Source organism: Cedecea neteri NBRC 105707 = ATCC 33855, assembly GCF_001571265.1.
GTDB lineage: Bacteria > Pseudomonadota > Gammaproteobacteria > Enterobacterales > Enterobacteriaceae > Cedecea > Cedecea neteri.
Genome location: NZ_BCTL01000014.1, coordinates 1 through 23,560, shown reverse-complemented (window position 1 = coordinate 23,560; position 23,560 = coordinate 1). Strand labels below are relative to the sequence as shown.

The following is a 23,560-nucleotide window of genomic DNA, read 5'->3' as shown; positions in this document are numbered from 1 at the left end:
GATTCCCCGTACCTTTTTGTCTCAGGACGCCACCTGGAAAACGCTGACGGTTTCTCGCAGAACGCGGGATTGCGTATCGAGAGCGGTTGCCGTCGAGGAAGTCACCTCGACCAGCGCGACGTTCTGCTGCAGGTTTTTATCCATCTGTGCAACGGCCTGAGCAACCTCATTCACGCCGGTCGCCTGTTCGGCAGAGTTGTGCGCAATTTCGTTGACGATGCTGTTCACCTGGCTGACGGTGGTCAAAATCTTGCTCATGGTTTCCGCCGCCTGATCTATCTCCTGCGCCCCGCTATTCACCCGCTGCACTGAGCCAGTAATCAGGCCTTTAATTTCTTTCGCGGCGCTGGAAGAGCGTTGGGCGAGGGCGCGAACCTCAGTGGCGACAACGGCAAAACCCCGACCCTGTTCACCCGCCCTGGCGGCCTCAACGGCGGCGTTCAGCGCCAGGATATTCGTCTGGAAAGCAATCCCTTCAATCACCGACGTGATGTCCGCAATACGCACGGATTCCTGAGTAATTTCCTCCATGGTGCTGACGATACCCTGCACCATTTCACTCCCCTGGGCGACTTCGCTGGCGGCAGAGCTGGCAAGTTTGCTGGCGTATTGTGCGCTTTCCGCATTGTTTCGCACCGTGCTCGCCACCTGGTCCATCGCCGCTGAAGTTTGCTGCAGCGCCGCGGCCTGGTTCTCGGTCCTTGCAGAAAGTGAGCTACTTCCTTTGGCTATTTCTGCGCTGGCGCTCGCCACACCCTCAGCGTTCTGGCGTACTTCCAGCACCAGCTGGCGCAGCGCATTTTGCATATGGCTGAGCGAAGCCAGAATACTGCTGGAATCTTTTTTACGCAGCTCGGGCGTTTGCGTCAGATCTCCGGCGGCGATGGCGTTGGTCATGCGCAGCAAATCAACCGGCTCACCGCCGAGGGAAAGCGTAATTTTGCGCGTGGTTGACCAGGTGATGAGCAGGCCAAGCGCGACGGCAACCAGCGCCAGCGTGAGCATCAGAAGGTGAAATGTGCGCGCGATACCGCGTGCTGTATTAGCCAGCGCATCGTTAAGCTGCGTCTCCATGTCAATAAAACCGTTAATGGTGGCCAGCCAGTTAACAAATGCAGGGCGAGCCTGATTGAGGATGACCTGGCGTGCGCCTTCCACATCGCCTTTTTGCTGCAGAGCGATAATTTCATTCACCAGCGGCAGCGTTTGCTGTTCGGCTTCTTTTATCTTTTTGTATTGCGCACGCTCTTCTACGGTAACGTCGTTGCCCAGAGCAAAAATACCTTCCATCGGCTGGACGGAGGCCTGGTAATCCCGCTCTAGCTTGCGGATGTGCTCGATCACCCCTTGCAGCTCGCCTGCCGGAACCAGCGTCACGTCGCGAATGGCAATAGAGCGGTCATGCACGCTGCCACGGAAATTAACGGCATAGCGCTGTTTAACGTTATTGACATCATTGATGGCGATCAGCGCATTATTTATTTTATTCACCTGCATAATTGCCACCAGCGTCAGCACAATCAGTGTGAATAAAATAATGATAAAGCTGCCGCTAATGCGCGAGCCTACGGAAAGGTTTTTAAACATAATAACTCTCTTTTAATTAATATTGAGCGTGATGTTAATGGTGTTATTAGAGTATTTTCCCGCAGCGAATACAGGAGGGTAAGTTGTCATGCAGGTTATCAGGTTGGAAAGAAAATTAATCTGCAGGCAAAACGTTGTCAATAGGGCGGTTTTGTACCGATGGGTGCAGTGTTGACGAGGGTGGAATGCTTTATTTCATAAATAACAATGGCGTTTATTTTTGTTCTCCCTAAGCCAAATGGTTTTGCTTTTCATTTGTGATTTCACTTTGTTTTTATGCTTTAAACCTGGTGTCCAGGGCTTGTAATAATTCCCCAGGTACGTTCGTTACGTCTGCTAACAAATGTTTATTATTTATTTAAGATTTAAATTTTTAGCTATTAATGAAAAAGGCTGAGCCAATATTTTAAAATCTAGCCCCCGGATTATATGAAAGTTAATTACAGCAATCTCCCTGTTTTTGATGGTGGAATACAGGTGGCAAAAAAACTTTAAGGCCTGGGAATAAATGTTCATTTCGTTCGTCCTATGTGCTCAAAAGCCAAATGCCGTTTCATCATTGTGAGCCGAACCTATGCGAGAACCCCGTCCTTCTTTCTGCGCGATGTTTAAAAATTTGCGCTACCCGCAGCAATTTTTACTGCGTGGCGCCGTGATAGTTGCTATTCCGTTAGCCCTTTGCCTGCTGTTTGCCTGGGCGTGGGGGGCTCTGACGCCGGGGCGTTTATCCCCCGATAAGCTGGTTAATGCGCTGGAAAAAACGGGAGGAGAGCACCCCGGCTATCGTCGCAATCATGCCAAAGGCGTCTGCGTGGTGGGGTATTTTGACTCCAACGGCAGCGGCAGCGCCCTGTCAAAAGCAACGGTGTTTCTGCCTGGCAATACGCCAGTTATTGGGCGTCTGGCGATTGCCGGCGGTAACCCCAACGCGCCCGATGGTGCAGTTCCGGTGCGCAGTATGGCGCTGCAGTTTATTACCCGCGATGGCCAGGAGTGGCGTACGGGGATGAACGCGCTGCCGTTCTTTAGCGTTGCTACCCCTCAGGGCTTCTACGATCAGCAAATGGCGGGTATTCCCGATCCTAAAACGGGCAAACCCGATCCGGCCAAAATGAAAGCGTTTATTAGCGCTCACCCGGAGGCAAAGCCTTTTTTTGCTTGGGTAAAGAGCTATGTGCCAACGTCCAGCTGGGCCAGCGACAGCTACAACAGCCTGAATGCCTTCTTGTTTACCAACAAAGCAGGGGTCGTTCACGGCGTACGCTGGAGTATGCAGGCGCAAACGCCCGGCGTGCCGGTGACGGCGCAGGACAAAGCGAATCCTTTGTTCCTTCAGCAGGACATCAAGCAGCGCCTGCAGCAGGGGCCGCTAAAATGGGATTTAATTATCAGCGTGGCTGAGAAGGGCGACGTGACTAATGACGCGACGAAACCCTGGCCCGATAGCCACCAAAAGCTTAACGCAGGCACGCTGGTGCTAACTTCCGCACAAGATCAGGCCGACGGCAACTGCCGGGACATTAACTACGATCCGCTGATACTGCCAGAGGGTATTTCGGGCTCGGACGATCCGCTGCTTAGCGCGCGCTCTGCGGCTTATTCGTCATCCTTCAATCGCCGTACGCATGAAGAAGCTCAGGTAAATAAAGGGGCCGGGTTATGAGTAAAGCAGCTTATTTTCACCCTTTGCTGCGCGTCGTTCACTGGGCGATGGCGCTGATGATCGTGGCGATGTTGTTTATCGGCGTGGGGATGGTGTCCACGGTATCGGAACTGCATGCCTTTTTATACTCGTTGCATAAACCGCTCGGCGTCGCCATTCTGCTGCTGGTTATTCTGAGGGTATATCTTCGTCTTCGCTATAAAACGCCGTCGCTCCCGGCGCATCTGCCTGGCTTTCAGGTGGCGCTCGCGCATTTATCCCACTGGCTGCTCTATCTTCTGATGGTGGCTCAGCCGCTGGTGGGCTGGGCGATGCTCTCTGCGGCGGGCTATCCCGTGACGCTGGGGGCCGGCATCACGTTACCGGCGCTGGTGGCCAAAAATATTGAGCTTTATGCCATGCTTCGGCCGCTGCACACCTGGCTTGCGCTGCTGCTGTTCGTCACCGTGGTTCTGCATCTGACCGCCGCATTATTCCATGCGCTGCTATTGCGTGATGGCGTGTTCAGCAGCATGTCGGGCTACAAAGGCCGGGACTAACATCGCCAGTGGAGTAAATCATGTCAAAACTGAGCGAACAGGAAATACGGGAAATGCTGCCGCATTTGCAGCGTTTCGCGCTATGGCTCACGCGCAATCCTCACGCCGCAGAGGATCTGGTGCAGTCCTGCCTTGAGAAAGCGTTTACCCGCGAGAGGGATCTGGCGGCCAGAGAAAGCCTTCGCAGCTGGCTGTTCTCCATTCTCTATCGGCAATTCATCGACGGCGAGCGGCGAAAAAGACGCTATCAGCGCATTTTGTCGCTGTTTACCGGCGATGAAAACCCGGTGGCAGCATCAACGGAGGAGATGCTGATTAACGACGATATGCTGGCGATGTTCAGCCAGCTTCCCGTGGAGCAGCGCGCGCTGCTGCTGCTCATCAGCGTGGAAGGTTTGAGCTATAAAGAGGCGGCTGAGTCGCTGGATATTCCGTTGGGTACCGTGATGTCGCGTTTGTCCCGCGCCAGAAAACAGCTGCAAAAATGGGATGAGGGGACGTCATCGGCCCCGGCGTTAAGGAGGTTGAAATGAAATCGCGCATACCTGACGAACAGGATCTCCATGCCTGGGTTGACGGGCAACTGGACGAAGAACATAAAAAGTGGGTTGAGCACTATTTGCTGCAGCACCCCGAGCAGGCTGCACAGGTCAGAAAATGGCAGGCGGATGCCCGGCGCTTACGTCTATCACTGGATGAATTTGTGCCGCAGGTTTCTGCCCCTGCCTCGGAAGTGCAGCGGGCGCGCCAGCAAATCCGGCGTACTCAGCGGTGGCGATTAGCCGTTGCTTTTAGCCTGCTATTCTCCGTTGGCATGGGGGGCGTTGCCGGATGGCAGCTGCATGCCAGCGAAGTCCTGCGGCAAATCTTGCCGATGGAAGATGCCGTGCAGGCCTATCGTCTGGTGAACAGCGGCAGCGTGAAAGCACTGGACGTCGTGGCCAGCGATCGCGCTGAGGTGAACAACTGGATGGGCCGCTATTTTATTAACGGGGCGCTGGCACCAGACCTGGGTAATTACGGTTTTACGCTAGTGGGCGGGCGCTTAATGGTGACCGAACAGGGCCCGGCAGCGCTGGTGGTCTACCAGGATGCTCAGGGCACACGCGTGGCTTATTATATTCGGCCTTCCGGCATGTTTACGCTAGGGAAAGGAGAGCGACAGGCCGATAACCTGACCGCGCAGTACTGGAGCGATCGTCGCTATAACTACGCGATGATAAGCCCGGCTAATGATAGCCAGACGGCGAGGTTACAAAAGGCGGTGGCGCAGTACGCGGGGGATGCGAGATCGATTTAATGCTGGAGAGCGTTTATTCGCCAATATCAGAAAAAATATACCATTTTTGCCTGAAGGTCTTATCCTGAATGGAGTGAGGCGGCGACCGGATCCCCCGAAACCGCCTCCGTCATTCCTGAAGGATAAAACATGGTATCTACACATATTGGTTTCCCGACCGAAACGGTAGCGGTATTTCTTGCGCTCTCGGTAGGGGCCATTTTCATCGACCTCTTTATGCACCGCAAAGACGAGCCCATCTCGCTAAAAAGTGCCGCATTGTGGTCGGTGTTCTGGGTTGCAGTGGCAATGCTTTTTGCCGGTTTTTTATATCTTCATCACGGGGCGGAAGTCGCCAGCCTGTTTGTCACCGGCTACGCGCTTGAGAAGGTGCTTTCGGTCGATAACCTGTTTGTGATGATGGCGATTTTTGCCTGGTTTGGTATTCCGGACCGCTACCGGCACCGCGTGCTGTACTGGGGCGTTATCGGGGCGATTGTTTTCAGAGGCATTTTTGTGGCTATCGGCACGGGGCTGCTGTCGCTGGGGCCTTATGTTGAAATCGTGTTTGCGCTAATTGTGGCGTGGACGGCGGTAATGATGCTCAAAGGCAACGATGGGGAAGACGAAGTTGAGGATTACTCTCAGCATCTGGCTTATCGGCTGGTAAAACGCTTTTTCCCTATCTGGCCAAAGCTTGCCGGGCGCAAGTTTCTGCTTAGCCAGGCCGAAGTCGACCGGGAGCTGGAGAAGCCAGAAAACCAGGCCATCACCGTTGGGCGAGTCAAAAAAGCCGCGCTTTATGCTACGCCGCTGATGCTGTGCGTGGCGGTGGTTGAGCTTTCTGACGTGATGTTTGCTTTTGATTCCGTCCCGGCCATTATTGCCGTCAGCCGCGAACCGCTTATCGTCTACAGCGCAATGATGTTCGCGATACTTGGCTTGCGTACGCTCTATTTCGTACTGGAAGCGTTAAAACAGTATCTCGTTCACCTGGAAAAAGCGGTGGTGGTGCTGCTGTTCTTTATCGCCGTTAAGCTTGGGCTTAATGCCAGCGAACACATCTGGCATCACGGCTATAGCATTTCGGCCACCGCCAGCCTGTACGTCGTGTTGGGCGTGCTGGCCGTGGGTATCATTCTCAGCGTGATGTTTCCGGCGAAAGCCGAATCAAGCGACAGCAAGAACTAAGCAATTGAAGGACGCCTTCAGGCGAAGGCGTTAGGTTGCTGACAAAGAGGGAAAAAACGTGGTTTTTCCCTCTTTGTGGCTATCAGCCGAAAATCAATAAATTGATTTTCCTGTTTTTTGACGAGCCGTCTGGCATTTCTTCTTTCGTCAGAGGTATGTCAGCAGTCTGACTCCTTCGGGTGATGGCGTCTTGTTCACCTGACTCAAAGATGTTTGTCGAGGCGTAATCTTTCGATAGGTGAGCTACGGCGAGACCAGGAACGATGGAAGTGGCGCCAGTGGTAATCCCTGGCTGCGGTCAGCAGTTCATAATCCCCTCTTGAATCCCCCCAGGCTCGCAAATGCAGCTGGTTGAGCGGGCCATAAACCTGCTCCAGCCGCTGAATTTTCTGATCGCAGCGGCAGTTATGGCCGTTAATGCGGCCTGTCAGCATGCCATCAATCACTTCAAGCTGAGTGCCAATAAGCTTTACGCCCAGGCGTTCGGCGAACGGTTGCAGCACGATGGCCGGCGACGCGGAACACAGCGTCACTTCGGCACCAGAACGCAGCTCTGCGGCAACCGCCATCAGTCCACGGGGACGCATCATTTTTTCGAAGTTTTTCGCGCAATAAACTTCGGCTTTCTCTTTAACCCACTGCTCGTTGACGCCGGTTAAGAAGGTTGAAATCAGCACTTCTTTTAATTCATCACGGGTCAGCTTCCGACGCAGGCATTTGAGCGTAGGTAAGACCATGCGCATCATTTTGCGCGCAAAGGTTCTGCGCCCGAAGGCAAACCGCAGGAACGGGACAAAGCTATCGCTATGGGTCAGCGTGCCGTCAAAATCGAAAACCGACAGTACGCCAGGCGAAGGATCATTCATAACAACCATAGTTTCCCAAATTTCCCTTTTATCTGTACGTCGCGAGGGGATCTTGCGAACGATAGTGAAATTATAAACTTTTAAATCCCACTACGGAAACCACTGCGAAATGTGGTAGGGTAGCGCAATGAACAGAAAACACACCGCCTTTATCGTTACCCGCTGGTGGCTGTCTCTTTAGAGGCGGCAGGAATTCGTTCACCCTTTTCTAATAGCCGCCGGAAGGCGGCTATTTGGTTTTATCCGTTCGCCCTCCGGCCAGATTTATCAGCCTCAGGAGGCATTCATGAACAGTTCACACCCTTTGCAGCAAACCATTCTTACCGGCGATCGCCCAACCGGGCAGCTTCATCTTGGGCATTATGTCGGTTCACTCCGCCAGCGCGTTCAGCTTCAACATCAGCACCAGCAGTACATTCTGGTCGCCGACCTTCAGGGATTAACCGACAACGGCAGTCGTCCTGAAAAGGTTGCCGGTAATATTCTGGAGGTGATGGCGGACTATCTGGCGGTAGGCATTGACCCGCAGAAAACGACTATCTGCCTGCAATCCTCGCTGCCTGCGCTGGCCGAACTCACCATGCTGTATATGAACATCGTGACCGTCGCTCGCGTAGAAAGAAACCCGACGGTAAAAAGCGAGATTGCGCAGAAGGGTTTTGCCCGCTCTCTGCCTGCCGGATTCCTTGTTTACCCGATAAGCCAGGCTGCCGATATCACCGCTTTTAAAGCCAGCCTGGTGCCGGTGGGGGACGATCAACTGCCTATGATCGAACAGACCAATGAAATCGTGCATAAGATGAATAGCCTGACGGCGACGCCGCTATTAACCAGCTGCAAAGCGCTGCTTAGCCCGGTCAGCCGCCTGCCTGGCGTTGACGGCAACGCCAAAATGTCAAAATCCCTGGGCAATACGCTCACCCTTTCCGCCAGCGAACAGCAGATTCACCTGGCGGTGAGCGCCATGTTTACCGACCCGGATCATCTGCGCGTCAACGACCCGGGAAAAGTCGAAGGTAACGTGGTGTTCACCTATCTGGATGCATTCCATGAAGACAAAGAGCAAGTGGCGGCGATGAAGGAGCACTATCAGCGTGGTGGGCTTGGCGACCGGCAGTGTAAAAATGAGCTGGAAACTTGCCTGCAAAACCTGCTGGCGCCAATCAGAGAGCGGCGGAATCGTTTTATCGAGGATAAAGCGTATTTGCTTGAGGTGCTTAAGGCCGGGAGTGAAAAAGCGCGAACGCTGACGCAGCAAACGGCCGATGAAGTGAAACGTGCGCTTGGTCTTCCGGTGTTATTTTAAAGGCAGAAGGGCGCGAGAGGCATACTCAGATGAGTGATTATGGATTACCATTATTGCGAAACTTTCGCGAACATTCACAGGGACAGCCCATCAGATGCGTTATTCAGCCGCAGCACTTCTTCCTATGCTGGTTTTACTCTCCGCCTGTAGCAGTAAGCCGAAAACCGCCGAACAGCAGCAAACCAGCGGCACGCCGTCTGGCGGTTTCCTGCTGCAGCCGCAGCACGATGTCTTTATGCAAACCGGGGACTTCGCTAACAACCCGGAAGCAGAGAAATTCATCGACAAAATGGTGAATGACCATGGTTTCGACCGTCGCCAACTGCATGAAGTGTTGTCCCAGGCTAAACGTCTGGACTATGTGCTGCGCCTGATGGATCAGCAGGCACCGACGACGGCGCCGCCTGCAGGGCCGAACGGGGCGTGGTTACGCTACCGTGGTAAATTTATCACGCCGGATAACGTGCAAAACGGCGTTAAGTTCTGGAATCAGTACGAGTCTGCGCTGAACCGCGCTTACCAGGTTTATGGCGTGCCGCCGGAGATCATCGTCGGGATTATCGGGGTTGAAACCCGCTGGGGCCGAGTGATGGGGAAAACGCGCATTGTTGATGCCCTGGCTACGCTTGCCTTTGCCTTTGCCTATCCGCGCCGCGCGCAATACTTTGCGGGTGAACTGGAAACCTTCCTGCTAATGGCGCGTAATGAAGGGGACGATCCGCTGGCGCTGAAAGGCTCCTTCGCCGGGGCAATGGGCTACGGGCAGTTCATGCCGTCCTCATTTAAAGAGTACGCGGTGGACTTCAACGGCGACGGCCACGTGAATCTGTGGGACCCGGAAGATGCTATCGGCAGCGTGGCGAACTACTTCAAAGCCCACGGCTGGGAGAAGGGCGACATGGTTGCCGTTCCGGCTAACGGCCAGGTACCGGGGCTGGCTAACGGCTTCAACACCAAATACTCCGTTGCGGCACTTGGCCAGTCCGGCTTGAGCCCGCAGGGCTCTTTGGGCAATCATCAGGAAGTGAGCCTGCTGCGCCTGGATATGGGCGACCGTTATCAGTACTGGTACGGGCTGCCGAACTTCTACGCCATTACCCGCTACAACCACAGCACCCATTATGCGATGGCGGTGTGGCAATTAGGGCAGGCCGTGGCGCTAGCCCGCGTTCAATAAGTGATTTTATCGCCCTCGTTTGAGGGCGATAAGCACGGACTATAAAATGCCTGCCTGATGAAAATCATGCAGGTTAATCGCTCCCAGCAGCCGGCCGTTTTCATCCACCACCGGTGCCGCGCTAATGCGCTTTTTCATTAGCATTTCTTTGGCGTCAATCGCCCGGGTTTCAGCGTTCAGCACCGTGCCATTCTTCGTCATAGCTTCTGTGATGCCGGCTTCCAGCTTGCCACCACCCACCAGCCAGCGGCGCAGGTCACCATCGGTAAAGACGCCCGCTACTTGCTGCGTTTTGTCACAGACGGCAACCAGCCCCAGCCCCGTGCGGCTTAGCTCCAGCATGGCGTCCATTACGGAGGCGCTGTCCGCCACCTGAGGTAGCTGCTCGTTGGTTCGCATCAGGTGATGAACCCGGTTTAACAAGCGGGCGCCTAACGCACCGGCAGGGTGTGAGCGGGCAAAATCCTCTTCGTCAAAGCCGCGCTCCTGCATGACGGCCATCGCCAGCGCATCCCCCATCATTAACGTATTCACCGCGCTGGACGTCGGCGCAAGGCGCATCGGGCAGGCTTCACGCTCTACTGAAATATCCAACGTGGCAAAGGCCGCTTTCGCCAGCGGCGACTGAGCTTTGCCGGTAATCGCAATCAACGTCACGGCCTTTTCCTGCAGACGAGGAATAATTAAATCCAGCTCTTTCGCATGGCCTGAATAGGAGATAAACAACAGGATATCGCGGCTTTCGATCATCCCCAGATCGCCGTGTAAGGCTTCAGCGGGGTGAACGAAGAAGGCTGGTGTGCCGGTACTGGCAAAGGTGGCGGCGATTTTCTTGCCGATATGCCCGGATTTGCCCATACCGGAGACAATCACTTTCCCCTGGCAGGTGAGCACGGCATTGGCTGCGGCAACAAAATCCTCTCCAAGTCTGTCCGGCAGGCGGCTCGCTTCCTGTAACTCCAGCAGCAGGGTTTCTCGTGCCGCGTTAATCATTCGCTGATTCATCTTCTTCTCCGGTGACAATCACTTTCACGCCCTTTTCGCGCAGCGCGGTGAGGAATTCATGGCTAATGCCGCTGTCGGTGATAATGGTATCGACGCTTTCCAGGCCGCAGACGATGTTCGGGCTTTTACGACCAAACTTTGAGGAGTCGGCCATCAGAATCACTTCGCGCGCGGCATTACACATCGCTTTGCTGACGGTATAAACCTCGTTATAGGTCGTGACCCCGGCGTTGAGATCGATACCATCGGTGCCCATAAACAGCCTGTCAAAGCTGAAGTGCTCGAAGGCGTTTTCCGCCAGCTGGCCGTGAAACGAGGCCGATTTCTTACGGAAGGTGCCGCCGGGCATCAGGATGGTTTGTTCGTTATCCAGCTCGGACAGCGCGTTGACGATATGCAGGCTGTTGGTCATCACCGTGATGTTATTGAAGCGCTGGAGCAGCGGCACCATCTGTAATACGGTGCTGCCCGCGTCAAGAATAATGGAGTCGCCGTCGTGGATATACTTGACCGCCGCATCGGCGATTTGCTGTTTTTGCTCGGTATTGATCAGCGCTTTGTGGTCAATGGGCGGATCGGGTTCGTCCTTGCTGAGCACTACGCCACCATAGGTGCGAATAACGGTCCCGGCAGTTTCGAGCAGCACCAGATCTTTACGGATCGTGGTGCCGGTGGTTTGAAAGTGCTGCGCGAGATCTTCTACCGAGCATTTTCCCTGTTTTTGCAGGTGTTCGAGGATCGCCGCCTGTCGCTGACGTGGTTTCATAGGCTCTTATTACCTTGCAATAAATTTCGATTCGGTAATTTCGCAAGCAATAAGCATTCGAAACGAAATTAACCCTGTTTCAATTTAAGCGCTAATGATAGAGCATTCTGACAGTTCCGATCATGGGGAAAGATCACATCAGGCTGCAATTCCTGCCGATTCATCCCGTGTAGCTGAGATAAAGGCTGTGGCAGCGCGAATACCGTCAGGCCTTTCATTATCAGGCTGTCGCGAACGTTCTGCTGTTCGTCAAACGCCAGGGCTATCACCACCCGAGGCCTGAAACGCCCGGACGAGCGGCCGATGCCAACGGCGCCCTGTCGGCAGAGCCGGTCAAAGGCCCGGTTAAACAGGCGAATCTGCCAGCCGCCGAGCAGTAACTGGCTTAGCCACGCGATCGTTGCGAGGGCGATAAGGGCGTTTATCATGCTGTTTACTCCCTGGGTTCCCCCATTCTCGAAAAGAAGGGGGAACCGGTGACCTGATGTTTAAAACATGACCTGCCCGCCGGTGACGTTTATCGACTGCCCGGTACAGTAAGAGGCTTTATCGCTGGCGTAGAACAGCAGCGTGTTAAGCACGTCCTGGTAGTCGCAGCCGCGCTTTAAGGGGACTTTGTCGATGTAGTATTGCTCCACTTCGTCAGCGGCGATGCCGAGCTTTTCCGCGTACTGCGGCAGCAGCGACTGGAACATCGGCGACTTGAGCAGGTTACCCAGCATCAGCGCATGCACCGTGATGCCGTATTCCGCCAGATCCAGCGCTAAAGACTGCGTCAGCCCCACGCCGCCAAACTTCGCCGCGCTGTAGCCGGAGTTATGCTTGCTGCCCACTTTGCCGGACTTAGAGTTGATCTGGATAATGCGGCCTTTAATGCCGTCACGGATCATCAGGCGTGAGAACTCTCTGGCGCAAAGGAAGTAACCCACCAGGTTTACCTGCAGCGAACGATCAAAATCCCCCAGCGCGAAATCGCCAATAAACGCCGCTTTGGCGATGCCCGCGCTGTAAACCAGCAGGTCGACCTGGCCGAAAATCTCATCCACGCCGTGGGCCAGGGCGGTAACGCTTTGCTCGCTGGTGGCGTCAGAGCCAAATCCCCAGGCGGTGCCTGGCCCATACTGCTCGTTTATCTCCTGCGCCACGCGGGCGGCTTTCTCACTTTGGATATCCACCACGGCGACTTTGTAGCCTTCCTGGGCCAGCCCATGGCAGAGAAACGCCCCGAGCGTTTGCCCTCCACCGATGACAACGGCAACCTGATTCATGTTTTGCTCCTTTTGTTTAAAGACAATATTTATGCGACAAACTTCAGCTGGCAGCCCGGCTCAATGCCCTGCGGCAGCGGGCCGTTGACGTGAACGGTGCCCGGGTATTCCGCCTGCGCCTCGCCGTCGAAGCGCAGGGTGATGTGCCCCAGCTCCTGCAAATTCTGCTGCGCGGCGTCCCCGACGGCGGTGACGGAGTAATGCTGGCCGTTAAGTTCAAAACCAATGCCCGGCTTAAGCTTGCCGGTGAGTTCGCCGTGGCAGTGGATAAAGCAGTAATCCTGAATATCTGCCGGCGCGCCTTCCCGAAAGGTAATCAGCATGTTGTCTTCCAGCGCTTCGCGCGCGCAGCGGCCAATGTGGGTGATGGTGGTCTGGTAAATGGTTTGCATGATGTGCTTCCTTATTGATAGATGAAGCCGGACACCAGCCAGGCGATAAGCACGGTAGGCGCGCCCGTTAGAAAACGCCCGACCAGCACGGAAGGAACGCCGACGCGCACCGTGTCCTGCCTGGCTTCAGCCAGCGACAGGCCAACCGGAATAAAATCGCAGGCGGCCTGGGCATTAATCGCAAACAGCGCGGGCAGCGCCAGGTGAGGCGGGATATGCCCCTGACCAATCTGCACGCCAATCAACACGCCGATAACCTGCGCGATGACCGCGCCCGGGCCGAGGAAAGGTGAAAGTAGGGGAAACGAACAAATCAGTGCGAGGGTAATCAGGCCGACAGGATTGTTGGCAAGCGGAGCCAGGCCATGCGCAATCCAGTCGCCCAGCCCGGAAGCCATGATGATGCCAATCAGCGCCGAAACGAACGCCATAAAAGGCAGGATCGTTTTCAGAACCGTATCGATAGTGTCGCGCCCGGCCTGGAACAGCACGGCGACGGCGGAGCCCATTCCCATGCCCACTTTTGCCAGCAGGCCGTCGCTTTGTTCGGTAATTTTTTTGCTGGTGTCGTAGTCGCGTGCCGGGGCTTTTTCCGGCCCGACCTGCGGTTCGCCCTGGGCCCAGGTGATGTTTTCTTCCCTGACGCCTGAGACATAAATATCCTCCACGATGTATTGCGCCATTGGCCCGGATTTTCCGGTTGCATGGATATTAATCGTCGGAATACGCCGTTTAGGGTAGAGCCCACAGCGCAGCGTGCCGCCGCAGTCGATGATCGCCATGGCAATATCGGCTTCTGGAGGTTCGCCGTCTTTAAAACCGTCTACTGCCTCGCAGCCGCTCATTTCACTGAGCTTATCCACTATTGCCGGGCGCGTCCCCGCGGTGATGTATACGATCTTCTTGCTCGGGTCGACCGGGATAATCAACGGGCCACCCCATCCGCCCTGGCCTTTTTCAATACGAATGCTTTGAGTCATGATTTTTCCTTAGAGACGTACCTGGCGTTCCAGCTCGATGCCCATTTTTTTCTCGAAAATGGAGGTGGTGAGATCGGTTATCCAGCCGCGGAAGAAGTTGGTGACCAGCCCGACCAGCAGATAGCTCACAGCGAGCGGCGCCAGCGGCAGGCCTAGCGTCGTTAACCCGCTGGCTATCCCCAGATAAACAAATAGCTCGCCGGGGTTGATGTGGGGAAACAAACCGTTCATCGAATGGCAGCTATACGATGCGGCTGCGTAATAGCTCGGTTTGTACTTCTCAGGCATAAAGCGGCCAAGGCTTAGCGTCATTGGGTTGCAAAACACAAAGGTGCCTATGCAGGGAAGCAAGAGGTAACGCGATACGGGGTTGCCGGCGCAGCGTTGCGCCATGCGTTCAATGCGGTGCTGGCCGATGAAGTTAATCAGCGCGTTCATTATTACCAGCAGGCTTATCAGCAGAGGAAGAATGCCGGTCACCATGCCGGTAAAGACCTCACCGCCTTTCTGAAACAGGCCAATGAACCATTCCGCCCCGTGGGTAATCATGTCGATCATTTTTAGCTCCTGTAGGGTTATGTGCTCACCGTTGATCCCGGTGATAGCTCATATTAATCATTTTGAAACCTGTAAATATGTTATTTGGATCTCATTGTGAAATATAAAACTATCGGTTTGAAAGATTTTGGGGTGTAAAAGAATCGGTGAAACTTTTGCTTTGCTGACTGGAGGGTGAAAAAGAGGTCGATTGAGGGTTCGTTTATCCCGAGGTGTAAAACAGAAATTTACAAGGTCGGCTCGGTAGATTATGTTATGTTATAACGAAACAATATTGGTGCCGGTATGTCTGCTGTTGCTCCCTCTTCCTTATTCAGCCTTTCCGGGCTGCTGCGCGTGGCCCTTGTGGCATTGCTGATCCTCGTTTTATGGGGCGCCATTCACTGGGCGGTCATCCTGCCATGATCGAATTGAAGAACCTTGAGCTGGGCTACTACGGCAATGTGGTTGTGTCGGCTATTAGCGGCCACTTTAAGAGGGGCAGCATGACCGCGGTGATAGGGGCCAACGGCTGCGGTAAATCGACGCTGTTAAAAACCTTAGCCGGGCTGCTGCCGCCAATTTCCGGTAGCGTAAACTTTCAGGACGATGCCCGGCCGCGTATTGCCTGGCTGCCGCAACTGGGTGAAATGGACAGGCAGTTTCCCGCCACGGTTTATGACGTGGTTTGCATGGGAAGTTGGCCGGGGCGTGGGCTGTTTTCTGGCCTGCACCGTAAGCACCGCGAACGCGTGATGAACGCAATTGAGCGCGTTGGCTTAAGTGAGCATTACCTGCGCCCGATTGAGGTGCTCTCCGGGGGGCAGTTTCAGCGCATGTTGTTTGCCCGCCTGCTGGTTCAGGACGCGCCGCTGGTGCTGCTTGATGAGCCGTTCACCGGCGTGGATGCGCAGACCAGCGAATTTTTGATGGAACTGATGTGCCAGATGCATCGGGATGGCAAGACGCTCATCAGCGTGCTGCATAACAACGAGCTGGTGCGTCGCCATTTTCCTGAAGTCTTGCTGCTCACGTCGGATGGTTACCAGTGGGGTAACGCCGACGAAGCCTTAGCGCAATACGCTTCCTTTCGCCCACGGCTGGTACAAACCGCATGATTTATCACCTCTTTATTGAGCCCTTTGTAGCCTACGGTTTTATGCGCCGGGCGCTGGTGGCCTGCCTGTCGCTTTCCCTGAGCACCGTTCCGCTTGGCATTTTTCTCCTGCTGCGCCGCATGAGCCTGGTGGGGGATGCGCTTTCTCACGCCATTTTGCCCGGCGTTGCCGTGGGCTATCTGGTTGCCGGCATGTCGCTGGTGGCGATGGGCGTCGGGGGTTTTGTCGCCGGCGTGCTGGTCGCTTTGCTTTCCGGCTGGGTTAGCGCCCGAACGCCGCTAAAAGAAGATGCCAGTTTTGCCGGATTCTACCTTGGCTCGCTGGCGCTCGGCGTAACGTTGATTTCTTTGCGCGGTTCAAGCGTTGACCTGCTGCACCTCCTGTTTGGCTCGATTCTCGCCGTTGATGGCGAGGCCATTAAGTTTGTGGGCCTGATTGCGAGCGTGACGCTGATTGCGCTGGCGCTGCTTTATCGCGGGCTGGTGATGGAGTCGTTTGACCGCAGCTTTTTACAGGTCAACAACCGGCTGCTGCCGTCGCTGATCCACGGCACGTTTTTGGCGCTGCTGGTACTTAACCTGGTCGCCGGTTTTCAGATCCTCGGCACATTAATGTCCGTTGGCCTCATGATGCTGCCCGCCATTGCCGCGCGCTGCTGGGCTAAGACATTGCCGGGTTCGATCGCGCTTGCCGTAGTCTGTGGGCTGATTTGCGCCTGGATAGGGCTGGTTTGGTCTTTCTACGCCTCGTTACCCGCCGGGCCGGCCATTGTGCTCACCGCGAGCGTCGCATTCTTCATCTCAATACTTTTCGGACCGCGCAGCGTGCTTGCAGGGAGCCTGCTGCGTAGGAAATTGGCAATCATAAAGGGGGTTAAATGAAACGTTTAGGGATTGGTATTGCGCTGGCTCTGGCGCTCTCCAGCCAGATGGCTGCAGCGAAAACGCTGAATGTAGTGGCAAGTTTTACGGTGCTGGCCGACATGGCGAAACAGGTTGGCGGCGACCACGTTAAAGTCACCAGCCTGGTGGGGCCGGATGGCGACCCGCATAGCTTTGAACCCTCGCCGAAAGACAGCGTCGCGCTGCGTAACGCGGATGTGGTGATTGTGAGCGGATTAGGCATGGAAGGGTGGATGGATCGCCTGGTGACGGCGTCCGGCTACAAAGGCAAAGTTATCGTCGCTTCACAGGGGATTAACACCCGCAGCATGGAAGAAGACGGCAAATCGATTACTGACCCACATGCGTGGAACAGTGCGGCAAACGGGGCAACCTACGCGGAAAATATCACCGCGGCGCTGGTTGCAGCCGACCCACAGGATGCAGCGGCGATCCGTAAAAGCGGTGACGGCTATGCGGCACGCCTGAAGCAGCTAGACGGCTGGGCGAAAAAACGATTTGCGGACGTACCGCAGACTAAACGCAAAGTTCTGACCAGCCATGATGCATTCGGTTACTTTGGCGAGGCTTATGGCGTGACGTTCCTGGCACCGGTGGGCTTTTCTACCGAAGCCCAGGCCAGCGCCAGCGATGTTGCCTCCCTGATTAAACAGCTGAAAGAGGAACACATCTCTACCTATTTCATCGAAAACCAGACCGACCCACGCCTGGTGAAACAAATTGCCAGCGCGACCGGCGCTAAGCCTGGCGGTGAGCTTTATCCTGAGGCGCTTTCAGGCCCTGGCGGCCCGGCAAGCACCTACGAAATGGCGTTCAAGCACAACGTGAACACCATCGCCAACAGCATGAAATAGTCCTCTCCCTCCGGCCAGCTTTCGCTGGCCGTTTCATTTCTGGAATCCTTCCCGAGCATCCTGATGTAATCCCCTGCAACGCCCGTAAAGTGCTATCGTGTTGGGTAATGATATGTCTACAATCGGAGCCAGCATGACAGACAGCGCATTGTTTGAGCTAAGCAAGCGGGTAGGGAATGCCCTCGGGCAGCTTGGGGCCACCGTGACCACCGCAGAGTCCTGTACCGGCGGCTGGATAGCGAAAGTCATTACCGACGTGTCGGGGAGTTCAGCCTGGTTTGAGCGAGGCTTTGTGACCTACAGCAACGAAGCCAAGCATCAGCTGATCGGCGTAAATGCGCTGACGCTGGAAGCCTATGGTGCCGTCAGCGAAGGCGTGGTGCTTGAGATGGCGCAAGGTGCGCTTGCCGCCGCGAAAGCGGATTATGCGGTTTCTGTCAGCGGTATCGCCGGACCAGATGGCGGCACGCCTGAAAAACCGGTCGGTACGGTGTGGTTTGGTTTTGCGGATAAGCATGGCAGAACGCTGGCAAAAGTGCAGCGCTTTGACGGCGACCGCGATGCCGTCCGCCGCCAGGCCACGGAATTCGCCCTGCAGAGCCTGTGGGACGATTTTCTAAAAAATAAACTTGATACTGTATGACTGTACAGTATAATTGCCTCAACGAAACAGTATTGAGAACGCGGGGCTGCGAATCATCGCATCACTCAGCATGACAGGAGTAGAAATGGCTATCGACGAAAACAAACAGAAGGCGTTAGCGGCAGCACTGGGCCAGATTGAAAAACAATTTGGTAAAGGCTCCATCATGCGCTTGGGTGAAGACCGCTCCATGGACGTGGAAACGATCTCTACCGGTTCACTTTCTCTGGACATCGCGCTGGGCGCAGGCGGCCTGCCAATGGGTCGTATCGTAGAAATCTACGGGCCTGAATCTTCCGGTAAAACGACGCTGACCCTGCAGGTTATTGCTGCCGCGCAGCGTAGCGGTAAAACCTGTGCGTTCATCGATGCCGAGCACGCGCTGGATCCGGTATATGCTAAAAAACTGGGCGTTGATATTGACAACCTGCTGTGTTCCCAGCCGGATACCGGTGAGCAGGCGCTGGAAATCTGTGATGCGCTGGCACGTTCCGGTGCGGTTGACGTCATCATCGTTGACTCCGTTGCGGCGCTGACGCCGAAAGCGGAAATCGAAGGCGAAATCGGCGACTCTCACATGGGCCTTGCGGCACGTATGATGAGCCAGGCGATGCGTAAGCTGGCGGGTAACCTGAAGCAGTCCAACACGCTGCTGATCTTCATCAACCAGATCCGTATGAAAATTGGCGTGATGTTTGGTAACCCGGAAACCACGACCGGCGGTAACGCACTGAAATTCTACGCATCTGTCCGTCTCGACATTCGTCGTATCGGTGCAGTGAAGGATGGCGAAAACGTCGTCGGTAGCGAAACCCGCGTGAAGGTAGTGAAAAACAAAATTGCTGCGCCATTTAAACAGGCTGAGTTCCAGATCCTCTACGGCGAAGGCATCAACTTCTACGGTGAGCTGGTTGACCTGGGCGTGAAGCACAAGCTGATTGAAAAAGCGGGTGCATGGTACAGCTACAACGGCGAAAAAATCGGTCAGGGAAAGGCAAACGCCAGCAACTTCCTGAAAGAGAACAAGCCGATGGCGGAAGAAATTGAGAAGAAACTGCGCGAAATGCTGCTGAATAACCAGGACAGCACGCCAGACTTCACGGTAGATGACCACAACGAAGACGCGGTCGAAACCAACGAAGACTTCTAAAAAAATACAAAGGGCCGCTAACGCGGCCCTTGAGACTGCTGACAATGTTCATTGCTCTAAAAAATTCCGAACTCAGGTCTAATAAAAACAATGAATAATGTTCTCTGGTTTACCCCAAACAGTCGAAAACCACGTTTTTCGGCTGTTTGTCATCAATACAAAGGGCTGCAAACGCGGCCCTTTGTACTTTCTCCCTCCCTGATATCGATCTTTGCCACACGACCTTATGTCCGATAACACCGCTTCTCCCCGCCGCAGTCCTTTCGCCCGCCTTTTAGATAAGGCCACCCGTATTCTTGCCATGCGTGACCACAGCGAACACGAGCTGCGCCGTAAACTGGCAACGCCTTCTGCCTTTGCGGCCAAATTTGCTAAAGAGGATGAACCCGAGATAACGCAGGAGGATATCGATAAGGTGATTGCCTGGTGTTACGAACACCGCTGGCTGGACGATGTGCAGTTTGCGTCACGCTTTATTGCCAGCCGTAGTCGAAAAGGTTACGGGCCCCAGCGTATTCGTCAGGAACTGAAGCAAAAGGGCATAGAACGGACTATTGGTGAGTCGGCGATGATGGCCTGTGAAATTGACTGGCAGCCGCTGGCGCGTGAGCTGGCCGAACGAAAGTTTGGCTCGCCGCTGCCGACGGAGTGGCAAGCGAAGGCGAAAGTGCAGCGTTTTCTTCTCTATCGTGGCTTCTTTATGGAAGACATTCAGGAGATCTGGCGAAATTTTGCTGATTAGGGCCACACTGGATTTTACTTCCCACGCCAGAAAACTTATCTTATTCCCACTTTTTTCCAGGTAAGCTGGCCTGAGCCGTCCGCGTTACGGCCGTCATGGCAGCTTTACAACTCTTCGTTAGCTTGATTCCAGGATAATTATGAGCAAGAGCACCGCTGAGATCCGTCAGGCGTTTCTCGATTTTTTCCATAGTAAAGGCCACCAGGTTGTAGCGAGCAGCTCCCTGGTCCCGAACAACGATCCGACTTTGCTGTTTACCAATGCCGGGATGAACCAGTTCAAGGATGTCTTCCTGGGTCTCGACAAACGTAACTATTCCCGCGCCACAACGTCTCAGCGTTGCGTCCGCGCAGGCGGCAAGCACAACGATCTGGAAAACGTCGGTTACACCGCACGTCACCATACCTTCTTCGAAATGCTGGGTAACTTCAGCTTTGGCGACTATTTCAAACACGATGCGATCAACTTTGCCTGGGAACTGCTGACCGGTGAAAACTGGTTCGCGCTGCCGAAAGAGCGCCTGTGGGTGACCGTCTACGAAACCGATGACGAAGCCTATGAGATCTGGGAAAAAGAAGTCGGTGTGCCGCGCGAGCGTATTATTCGCATCGGCGATAACAAAGGCGCAGCCTTTGCATCCGATAACTTCTGGCAGATGGGCGACACCGGCCCTTGCGGTCCGTGCACCGAGATTTTCTACGATCACGGCGATCACATCTGGGGCGGCCCTCCGGGTAGCCCTGAAGAAGACGGCGATCGCTACATTGAGATCTGGAACATCGTGTTCATGCAGTTCAACCGTCAGATCGACGGCACGATGCTGCCATTGCCAAAACCTTCTGTAGATACCGGCATGGGTCTGGAGCGTATTGCGGCCGTGCTGCAGCACGTGAACTCCAACTACGACATCGACCTGTTCAAAAAGCTGATTCAGTCCGTTGCCGAAATGACCGGCGCAACAGATCTGTCGAACAAATCCCTGCGTGTTATTGCGGACCACATTCGTTCATGTGCGTTCCTGATTGCGGACGGCGTAACGCCTTCTAACGAAAACCGTGGTTACGTCCTGCGCCGCATCATTCGTCGCGCTATTCGTCACGGCAACATGCTGGGCGCGAAAGACACCTTCTTCTATAAGCTGGTAGGTCCATTAGTCGAAGTCATGGGCTCTGCGGGCGAAGAGCTGGCCAAACAGCAGGCGCTGGTTGAGCAGGTTCTGAAAACCGAAGAAGAGCAGTTTGCCCGTACGCTGGAACGCGGCCTGGCGCTGCTGGACGACGAGCTGGCGAAGCTGAAGGGCGACACGCTGGATGGCGAAACCGCTTTCCGCCTGTATGACACCTACGGCTTCCCGGTGGATCTGACGGCTGACGTTTGCCGCGAGCGCAACATTAAAGTTGACGAGGCGGGCTTTGAAGCCGCAATGGAAGAGCAGCGCCGTCGTGCGCGTGAGTCCAGCGGTTTTGGTGCAGACTACAACAGCATGATCCGCGTGGATTCTGCTTCTGAATTTAAAGGCTACGACAGCCTCGATCTGAATGCGAAAGTGGTCGCGCTGTTCGTTGACGGTAAGTCCGTTGACCAGGTGACTGCGGGTCAGGATGCGGTCGTTGTGCTGAACGAAACGCCATTCTACGGTGAGTCTGGCGGCCAGGTTGGCGATAAAGGTACCGTTAAAGGTAACGGCGTCGACTTCGCGGTCAACGACACCCAGAAATACGGCCAGGCAATCGGTCACCTGGGCAAGCTGGTTACCGGCGTGCTGAAAGTGGGCGACAGCGTTGAGGCGAAAGTTGACGAAGCCCGTCGCGCTCGCATTCGCTTGAACCACTCCGCAACGCACCTTCTGCATGCTGCGCTGCGCCAGGTTCTGGGCACTCACGTTGCTCAGAAAGGTTCTCTGGTAAACGATAAAGGCCTGCGTTTCGACTTCTCTCATTTTGAAGCGATGAAGTCGGCAGAAATCCGCGCCGTAGAAGATATCGTCAACGCGCAAATTCGTCGTAACCTGCCTGTCGAAACCAAGGTGATGGATCTCGAAGCGGCGAAAGCGAAGGGCGCAATGGCGCTGTTCGGTGAGAAATATGATGACCACGTGCGCGTTCTGAGCATGGGTGACTTCTCCACCGAACTGTGTGGCGGTACTCACGCTTCTCGTACAGGTGACATCGGTCTGTTCCGCATCGTTGCGGAATCAGGCACGGCGGCCGGCGTGCGTCGTATTGAAGCTGTGACCGGCGAAGGCGCACTGGCTAATCTCCATGCGCAAAGCGACCAGTTGCACGACATTGCTCAGTTGCTGAAGGGCGACAGCCAGAACCTGAACGAGAAAGTGCGTTCGGTACTGGAACGTACCCGCCAGCTGGAAAAAGAACTGCAGCAGTTGAAAGAACAGCAGGCTTCGCAGGAGAGCGCAAATCTCTCCAGCAAAGCGGTTGAAGTAAAAGGCGTTAAATTACTGGTAAGCGAGCTGAGCAACGTCGAGCCTAAGATGTTGCGCACTATGGTCGATGACCTGAAAAATCAGCTTGGCTCCGCCGTGATTGTTCTGGCCACCGTGGCAGAAGGGAAAGTGTCTCTGATTGCTGGTGTCTCCAAAGATGTGACCGACCGCGTCAAGGCGGGGGAACTGGTGGGGATGGTTGCACAGCAGGTTGGCGGCAAAGGGGGCGGTCGTCCTGATATGGCTCAGGCCGGTGGTACAGATGCGGCGGCACTGCCGGGCGCATTAGCCGGTGTTGAAGCCTGGGTTACGGCAAAACTCTGAAAATAACTAAAAGTGTATTGCGCCATAACTGTTCTCAGTTATGGCGTACTAACATTTACACACTATCAATAATGATAAAGTCAGGTTGAAGTTGTGTATATCGGCTAAACTTAGATATAACAGAGTGTAATGCTATGACAGAGTGCGTTTTATCTATTTGTCATCCGCTACATTTTCGCGTTATATGATGGATAATGCCGGGATACAGAGAGACCCGACTCTTTTAATCTTTCAAGGAGCAAAGAATGTTAATTCTGACTCGTCGAGTTGGTGAGACCCTTATGATTGGGGATGAGGTGACCGTGACTGTGCTTGGGGTAAAAGGCAACCAGGTCCGTATTGGTGTTAACGCCCCGAAAGAAGTCTCTGTGCACCGCGAAGAGATCTACCAACGTATCCAGGCTGAAAAATCCCAACAAACGAATTTCTAAAGATATCGCGTCTCGCTGGGTTACAGCGAGGCGCACCTCTCCTGCCGTTTCCTTTCTATCTCCAGTTAATACTCCTTTTACTTCGTTTATCGTCGGGTCGTTTCTGCACGTTTATCGCCGTTTGCCTGTTGATAAAACACTCTTTTTGTCTCCAAATTACGCTAATCGAGTGTGATTTGTGCAATCGATAGCGAGTAGGGAAAAATTGTTTGACTTATAAGTCCCAGAAAGTAATATGTGCGCCACGCAGCGACGAGAAGCTCTTACGAGTAACTCGAAGCACTCGAAAGAGGCGTGTGTGGTGAGGTGGCCGAGAGGCTGAAGGCGCTCCCCTGCTAAGGGAGTATGCGGTCAAAAGCTGCATCCGGGGTTCGAATCCCCGCCTCACCGCCATTTT

General features: G+C 54.6%; 24 protein-coding genes and 1 tRNA gene. 16 read left to right on the top strand and 9 right to left on the bottom strand.

Annotated elements, in window-relative coordinates; translation table 11 throughout:
• Positions 1-21: 21 nt before the first annotated feature.
• Positions 22-1,587, bottom strand: coding sequence for a methyl-accepting chemotaxis protein (locus CNE01S_RS07335; protein ID WP_061274732.1), 1,566 nt, complete (start codon positions 1,585-1,587; stop codon positions 22-24).
• A gap of 574 nt (positions 1,588-2,161) precedes the next feature.
• Here CNE01S_RS07335 and CNE01S_RS07330 point away from each other — a divergent pair.
• From CNE01S_RS07330 to CNE01S_RS07310, 5 genes are all read left to right on the top strand, one after another.
• Positions 2,162-3,250, top strand: coding sequence for a catalase family peroxidase (locus tag CNE01S_RS07330; protein WP_425430200.1), 1,089 nt, complete (start codon positions 2,162-2,164; stop codon positions 3,248-3,250).
• Positions 3,247-3,789, top strand: coding sequence for a cytochrome b (locus tag CNE01S_RS07325; RefSeq protein WP_061274729.1), 543 nt, complete (start codon positions 3,247-3,249; stop codon positions 3,787-3,789). The genes CNE01S_RS07330 and CNE01S_RS07325 overlap by 4 nt, the downstream gene beginning before the upstream one ends.
• A 20-nt stretch (positions 3,790-3,809) precedes the next feature.
• The gene (locus CNE01S_RS07320; RefSeq protein WP_061274727.1) at positions 3,810-4,322 is read left to right on the top strand and encodes an RNA polymerase sigma factor; all 513 of its coding nucleotides are present in this window, start codon (positions 3,810-3,812) and stop codon (positions 4,320-4,322) included.
• Positions 4,319-5,089 carry an anti-sigma factor family protein gene (locus tag CNE01S_RS07315; RefSeq protein ID WP_061274725.1) on the top strand — a complete coding sequence of 257 codons (771 nt, stop codon included), beginning with the start codon at positions 4,319-4,321 and terminating at the stop codon, positions 5,087-5,089. The genes CNE01S_RS07320 and CNE01S_RS07315 overlap by 4 nt, the downstream gene beginning before the upstream one ends.
• Before the next feature lie 129 nt (positions 5,090-5,218).
• Positions 5,219-6,259: a TerC/Alx family metal homeostasis membrane protein gene (locus CNE01S_RS07310; RefSeq protein ID WP_061274723.1), complete on the top strand. Its 1,041-nt coding sequence runs from the start codon at positions 5,219-5,221 to the stop codon at positions 6,257-6,259.
• Between the two features lie 203 nt (positions 6,260-6,462).
• On the opposite strand, the gene CNE01S_RS07305 is transcribed toward CNE01S_RS07310, so the two are convergent.
• Positions 6,463-7,134, bottom strand: coding sequence for an HAD family hydrolase (locus CNE01S_RS07305; protein ID WP_096753954.1), 672 nt, complete (start codon positions 7,132-7,134; stop codon positions 6,463-6,465).
• A gap of 277 nt (positions 7,135-7,411) precedes the next feature.
• Here CNE01S_RS07305 and trpS point away from each other — a divergent pair, with 277 nt between their 5' ends.
• Both trpS and mltB read left to right on the top strand, forming a co-directional pair.
• Positions 7,412-8,431, top strand: coding sequence for a tryptophan--tRNA ligase (trpS, locus tag CNE01S_RS07300; protein ID WP_061274721.1), 1,020 nt, complete (start codon positions 7,412-7,414; stop codon positions 8,429-8,431).
• 94 nt (positions 8,432-8,525) lie between these two features.
• Entirely contained in the window at positions 8,526-9,608 is a 1,083-nt protein-coding gene (gene mltB, locus CNE01S_RS07295) for a lytic murein transglycosylase B (RefSeq protein ID WP_061274719.1), read from the top strand.
• 39 nt (positions 9,609-9,647) lie between these two features.
• Here mltB and gutQ read toward each other — a convergent pair whose 3' ends face one another.
• From gutQ to srlA, 7 genes are all read right to left on the bottom strand, one after another.
• On the bottom strand, positions 9,648-10,613 hold the full coding sequence (gene gutQ, locus CNE01S_RS07290; RefSeq protein ID WP_061274716.1) for an arabinose-5-phosphate isomerase GutQ: 966 nt from the start codon (positions 10,611-10,613) through the stop codon (positions 9,648-9,650).
• A complete protein-coding gene (gene srlR, locus CNE01S_RS07285) occupies positions 10,594-11,379 on the bottom strand; it encodes a glucitol operon DNA-binding transcriptional repressor SrlR (RefSeq protein WP_061274714.1) in 786 nt (261 codons plus the stop codon). Before srlR ends, gutQ begins: the two co-directional genes overlap by 20 nt.
• 68 nt (positions 11,380-11,447) lie before the next feature.
• Positions 11,448-11,807, bottom strand: a complete 360-nt coding sequence (gutM, locus tag CNE01S_RS07280) for a transcriptional regulator GutM (protein WP_061274712.1) — start codon at positions 11,805-11,807, stop codon at positions 11,448-11,450.
• Between the two features lie 60 nt (positions 11,808-11,867).
• Entirely contained in the window at positions 11,868-12,647 is a 780-nt protein-coding gene (srlD, locus tag CNE01S_RS07275; protein ID WP_038479503.1) for a sorbitol-6-phosphate dehydrogenase, read from the bottom strand.
• 29 nt (positions 12,648-12,676) lie between these two features.
• Entirely contained in the window at positions 12,677-13,039 is a 363-nt protein-coding gene (gene srlB / locus CNE01S_RS07270; protein WP_061274710.1) for a PTS glucitol/sorbitol transporter subunit IIA, read from the bottom strand.
• Between the two features lie 11 nt (positions 13,040-13,050).
• Positions 13,051-14,019, bottom strand: coding sequence for a PTS glucitol/sorbitol transporter subunit IIB (gene srlE, locus CNE01S_RS07265; RefSeq protein WP_061274708.1), 969 nt, complete (start codon positions 14,017-14,019; stop codon positions 13,051-13,053).
• Positions 14,020-14,028: 9 nt separating this feature from the next.
• Positions 14,029-14,577, bottom strand: a complete 549-nt coding sequence (srlA, locus tag CNE01S_RS07260; RefSeq protein ID WP_008458272.1) for a PTS glucitol/sorbitol transporter subunit IIC — start codon at positions 14,575-14,577, stop codon at positions 14,029-14,031.
• 401 nt (positions 14,578-14,978) lie between these two features.
• Between srlA and CNE01S_RS07255 the strand changes: the two genes are divergently transcribed.
• From CNE01S_RS07255 to CNE01S_RS07215, 9 genes are all read left to right on the top strand, one after another.
• Positions 14,979-15,674, top strand: a complete 696-nt coding sequence (locus CNE01S_RS07255; protein WP_061274706.1) for a metal ABC transporter ATP-binding protein — start codon at positions 14,979-14,981, stop codon at positions 15,672-15,674.
• Positions 15,671-16,555 (top strand): metal ABC transporter permease, encoded by an 885-nt coding sequence (locus CNE01S_RS07250; RefSeq protein WP_061274704.1) that lies wholly within the window; start codon positions 15,671-15,673, stop codon positions 16,553-16,555. Before CNE01S_RS07255 ends, CNE01S_RS07250 begins: the two co-directional genes overlap by 4 nt.
• On the top strand, positions 16,552-17,430 hold the full coding sequence (locus tag CNE01S_RS07245) for a metal ABC transporter substrate-binding protein (protein WP_061274702.1): 879 nt from the start codon (positions 16,552-16,554) through the stop codon (positions 17,428-17,430). Before CNE01S_RS07250 ends, CNE01S_RS07245 begins: the two co-directional genes overlap by 4 nt.
• Before the next feature lie 133 nt (positions 17,431-17,563).
• A complete protein-coding gene (gene pncC, locus CNE01S_RS07240; protein ID WP_061274700.1) occupies positions 17,564-18,073 on the top strand; it encodes a nicotinamide-nucleotide amidase in 510 nt (169 codons plus the stop codon).
• Positions 18,074-18,158: 85 nt separating this feature from the next.
• Positions 18,159-19,223 (top strand): recombinase RecA, encoded by a 1,065-nt coding sequence (gene recA, locus CNE01S_RS07235; RefSeq protein WP_061274698.1) that lies wholly within the window; start codon positions 18,159-18,161, stop codon positions 19,221-19,223.
• A gap of 226 nt (positions 19,224-19,449) precedes the next feature.
• Positions 19,450-19,965: a regulatory protein RecX gene (locus tag CNE01S_RS07230; RefSeq protein ID WP_061274696.1), complete on the top strand. Its 516-nt coding sequence runs from the start codon at positions 19,450-19,452 to the stop codon at positions 19,963-19,965.
• A 139-nt stretch (positions 19,966-20,104) separates the two neighbouring features.
• The gene (alaS, locus tag CNE01S_RS07225; protein ID WP_061274694.1) at positions 20,105-22,732 is read left to right on the top strand and encodes an alanine--tRNA ligase; all 2,628 of its coding nucleotides are present in this window, start codon (positions 20,105-20,107) and stop codon (positions 22,730-22,732) included.
• Positions 22,733-22,977: 245 nt separating this feature from the next.
• Positions 22,978-23,163 carry a carbon storage regulator CsrA gene (gene csrA, locus CNE01S_RS07220; RefSeq protein ID WP_008458257.1) on the top strand — a complete coding sequence of 62 codons (186 nt, stop codon included), beginning with the start codon at positions 22,978-22,980 and terminating at the stop codon, positions 23,161-23,163.
• Positions 23,164-23,463: 300 nt separating this feature from the next.
• Positions 23,464-23,556 (top strand) — tRNA-Ser (locus tag CNE01S_RS07215).
• The last annotated feature ends 4 nt before the right edge of the window (positions 23,557-23,560 follow it).

Excerpts from the sequence above, each read along its gene's own strand:
- srlD (WP_038479503.1), bottom strand. The coding sequence starts at position 12,647 with ATGAATCAGGTTGCCGTTGTCATCGGTGGAGGGCAAACGCTCGGGGCG.
- gutM (WP_061274712.1), bottom strand. The coding sequence starts at position 11,807 with ATGATAAACGCCCTTATCGCCCTCGCAACGATCGCGTGGCTAAGCCAG.
- CNE01S_RS07255 (WP_061274706.1), top strand. The coding sequence starts at position 14,979 with ATGATCGAATTGAAGAACCTTGAGCTGGGCTACTACGGCAATGTGGTT.
- srlR (WP_061274714.1), bottom strand. The coding sequence starts at position 11,379 with ATGAAACCACGTCAGCGACAGGCGGCGATCCTCGAACACCTGCAAAAA.
- pncC (WP_061274700.1), top strand. The coding sequence starts at position 17,564 with ATGACAGACAGCGCATTGTTTGAGCTAAGCAAGCGGGTAGGGAATGCC.
- mltB (WP_061274719.1), top strand. The coding sequence starts at position 8,526 with ATGCGTTATTCAGCCGCAGCACTTCTTCCTATGCTGGTTTTACTCTCC.
- srlA (WP_008458272.1), bottom strand. The coding sequence starts at position 14,577 with ATGATCGACATGATTACCCACGGGGCGGAATGGTTCATTGGCCTGTTT.
- CNE01S_RS07330 (WP_425430200.1), top strand. The coding sequence starts at position 2,162 with ATGCGAGAACCCCGTCCTTCTTTCTGCGCGATGTTTAAAAATTTGCGC.
- CNE01S_RS07320 (WP_061274727.1), top strand. The coding sequence starts at position 3,810 with ATGTCAAAACTGAGCGAACAGGAAATACGGGAAATGCTGCCGCATTTG.
- gutQ (WP_061274716.1), bottom strand. The coding sequence starts at position 10,613 with ATGAATCAGCGAATGATTAACGCGGCACGAGAAACCCTGCTGCTGGAG.
- CNE01S_RS07335 (WP_061274732.1), bottom strand. The coding sequence starts at position 1,587 with ATGTTTAAAAACCTTTCCGTAGGCTCGCGCATTAGCGGCAGCTTTATC.
- srlE (WP_061274708.1), bottom strand. The coding sequence starts at position 14,019 with ATGACTCAAAGCATTCGTATTGAAAAAGGCCAGGGCGGATGGGGTGGC.
- CNE01S_RS07305 (WP_096753954.1), bottom strand. The coding sequence starts at position 7,134 with ATGGTTGTTATGAATGATCCTTCGCCTGGCGTACTGTCGGTTTTCGAT.
- csrA (WP_008458257.1), top strand. The coding sequence starts at position 22,978 with ATGTTAATTCTGACTCGTCGAGTTGGTGAGACCCTTATGATTGGGGAT.
- CNE01S_RS07325 (WP_061274729.1), top strand. The coding sequence starts at position 3,247 with ATGAGTAAAGCAGCTTATTTTCACCCTTTGCTGCGCGTCGTTCACTGG.
- CNE01S_RS07230 (WP_061274696.1), top strand. The coding sequence starts at position 19,450 with ATGTCCGATAACACCGCTTCTCCCCGCCGCAGTCCTTTCGCCCGCCTT.
- CNE01S_RS07315 (WP_061274725.1), top strand. The coding sequence starts at position 4,319 with ATGAAATCGCGCATACCTGACGAACAGGATCTCCATGCCTGGGTTGAC.
- CNE01S_RS07310 (WP_061274723.1), top strand. The coding sequence starts at position 5,219 with ATGGTATCTACACATATTGGTTTCCCGACCGAAACGGTAGCGGTATTT.
- srlB (WP_061274710.1), bottom strand. The coding sequence starts at position 13,039 with ATGCAAACCATTTACCAGACCACCATCACCCACATTGGCCGCTGCGCG.
- CNE01S_RS07250 (WP_061274704.1), top strand. The coding sequence starts at position 15,671 with ATGATTTATCACCTCTTTATTGAGCCCTTTGTAGCCTACGGTTTTATG.
- alaS (WP_061274694.1), top strand. The coding sequence starts at position 20,105 with ATGAGCAAGAGCACCGCTGAGATCCGTCAGGCGTTTCTCGATTTTTTC.
- CNE01S_RS07245 (WP_061274702.1), top strand. The coding sequence starts at position 16,552 with ATGAAACGTTTAGGGATTGGTATTGCGCTGGCTCTGGCGCTCTCCAGC.
- trpS (WP_061274721.1), top strand. The coding sequence starts at position 7,412 with ATGAACAGTTCACACCCTTTGCAGCAAACCATTCTTACCGGCGATCGC.
- recA (WP_061274698.1), top strand. The coding sequence starts at position 18,159 with ATGGCTATCGACGAAAACAAACAGAAGGCGTTAGCGGCAGCACTGGGC.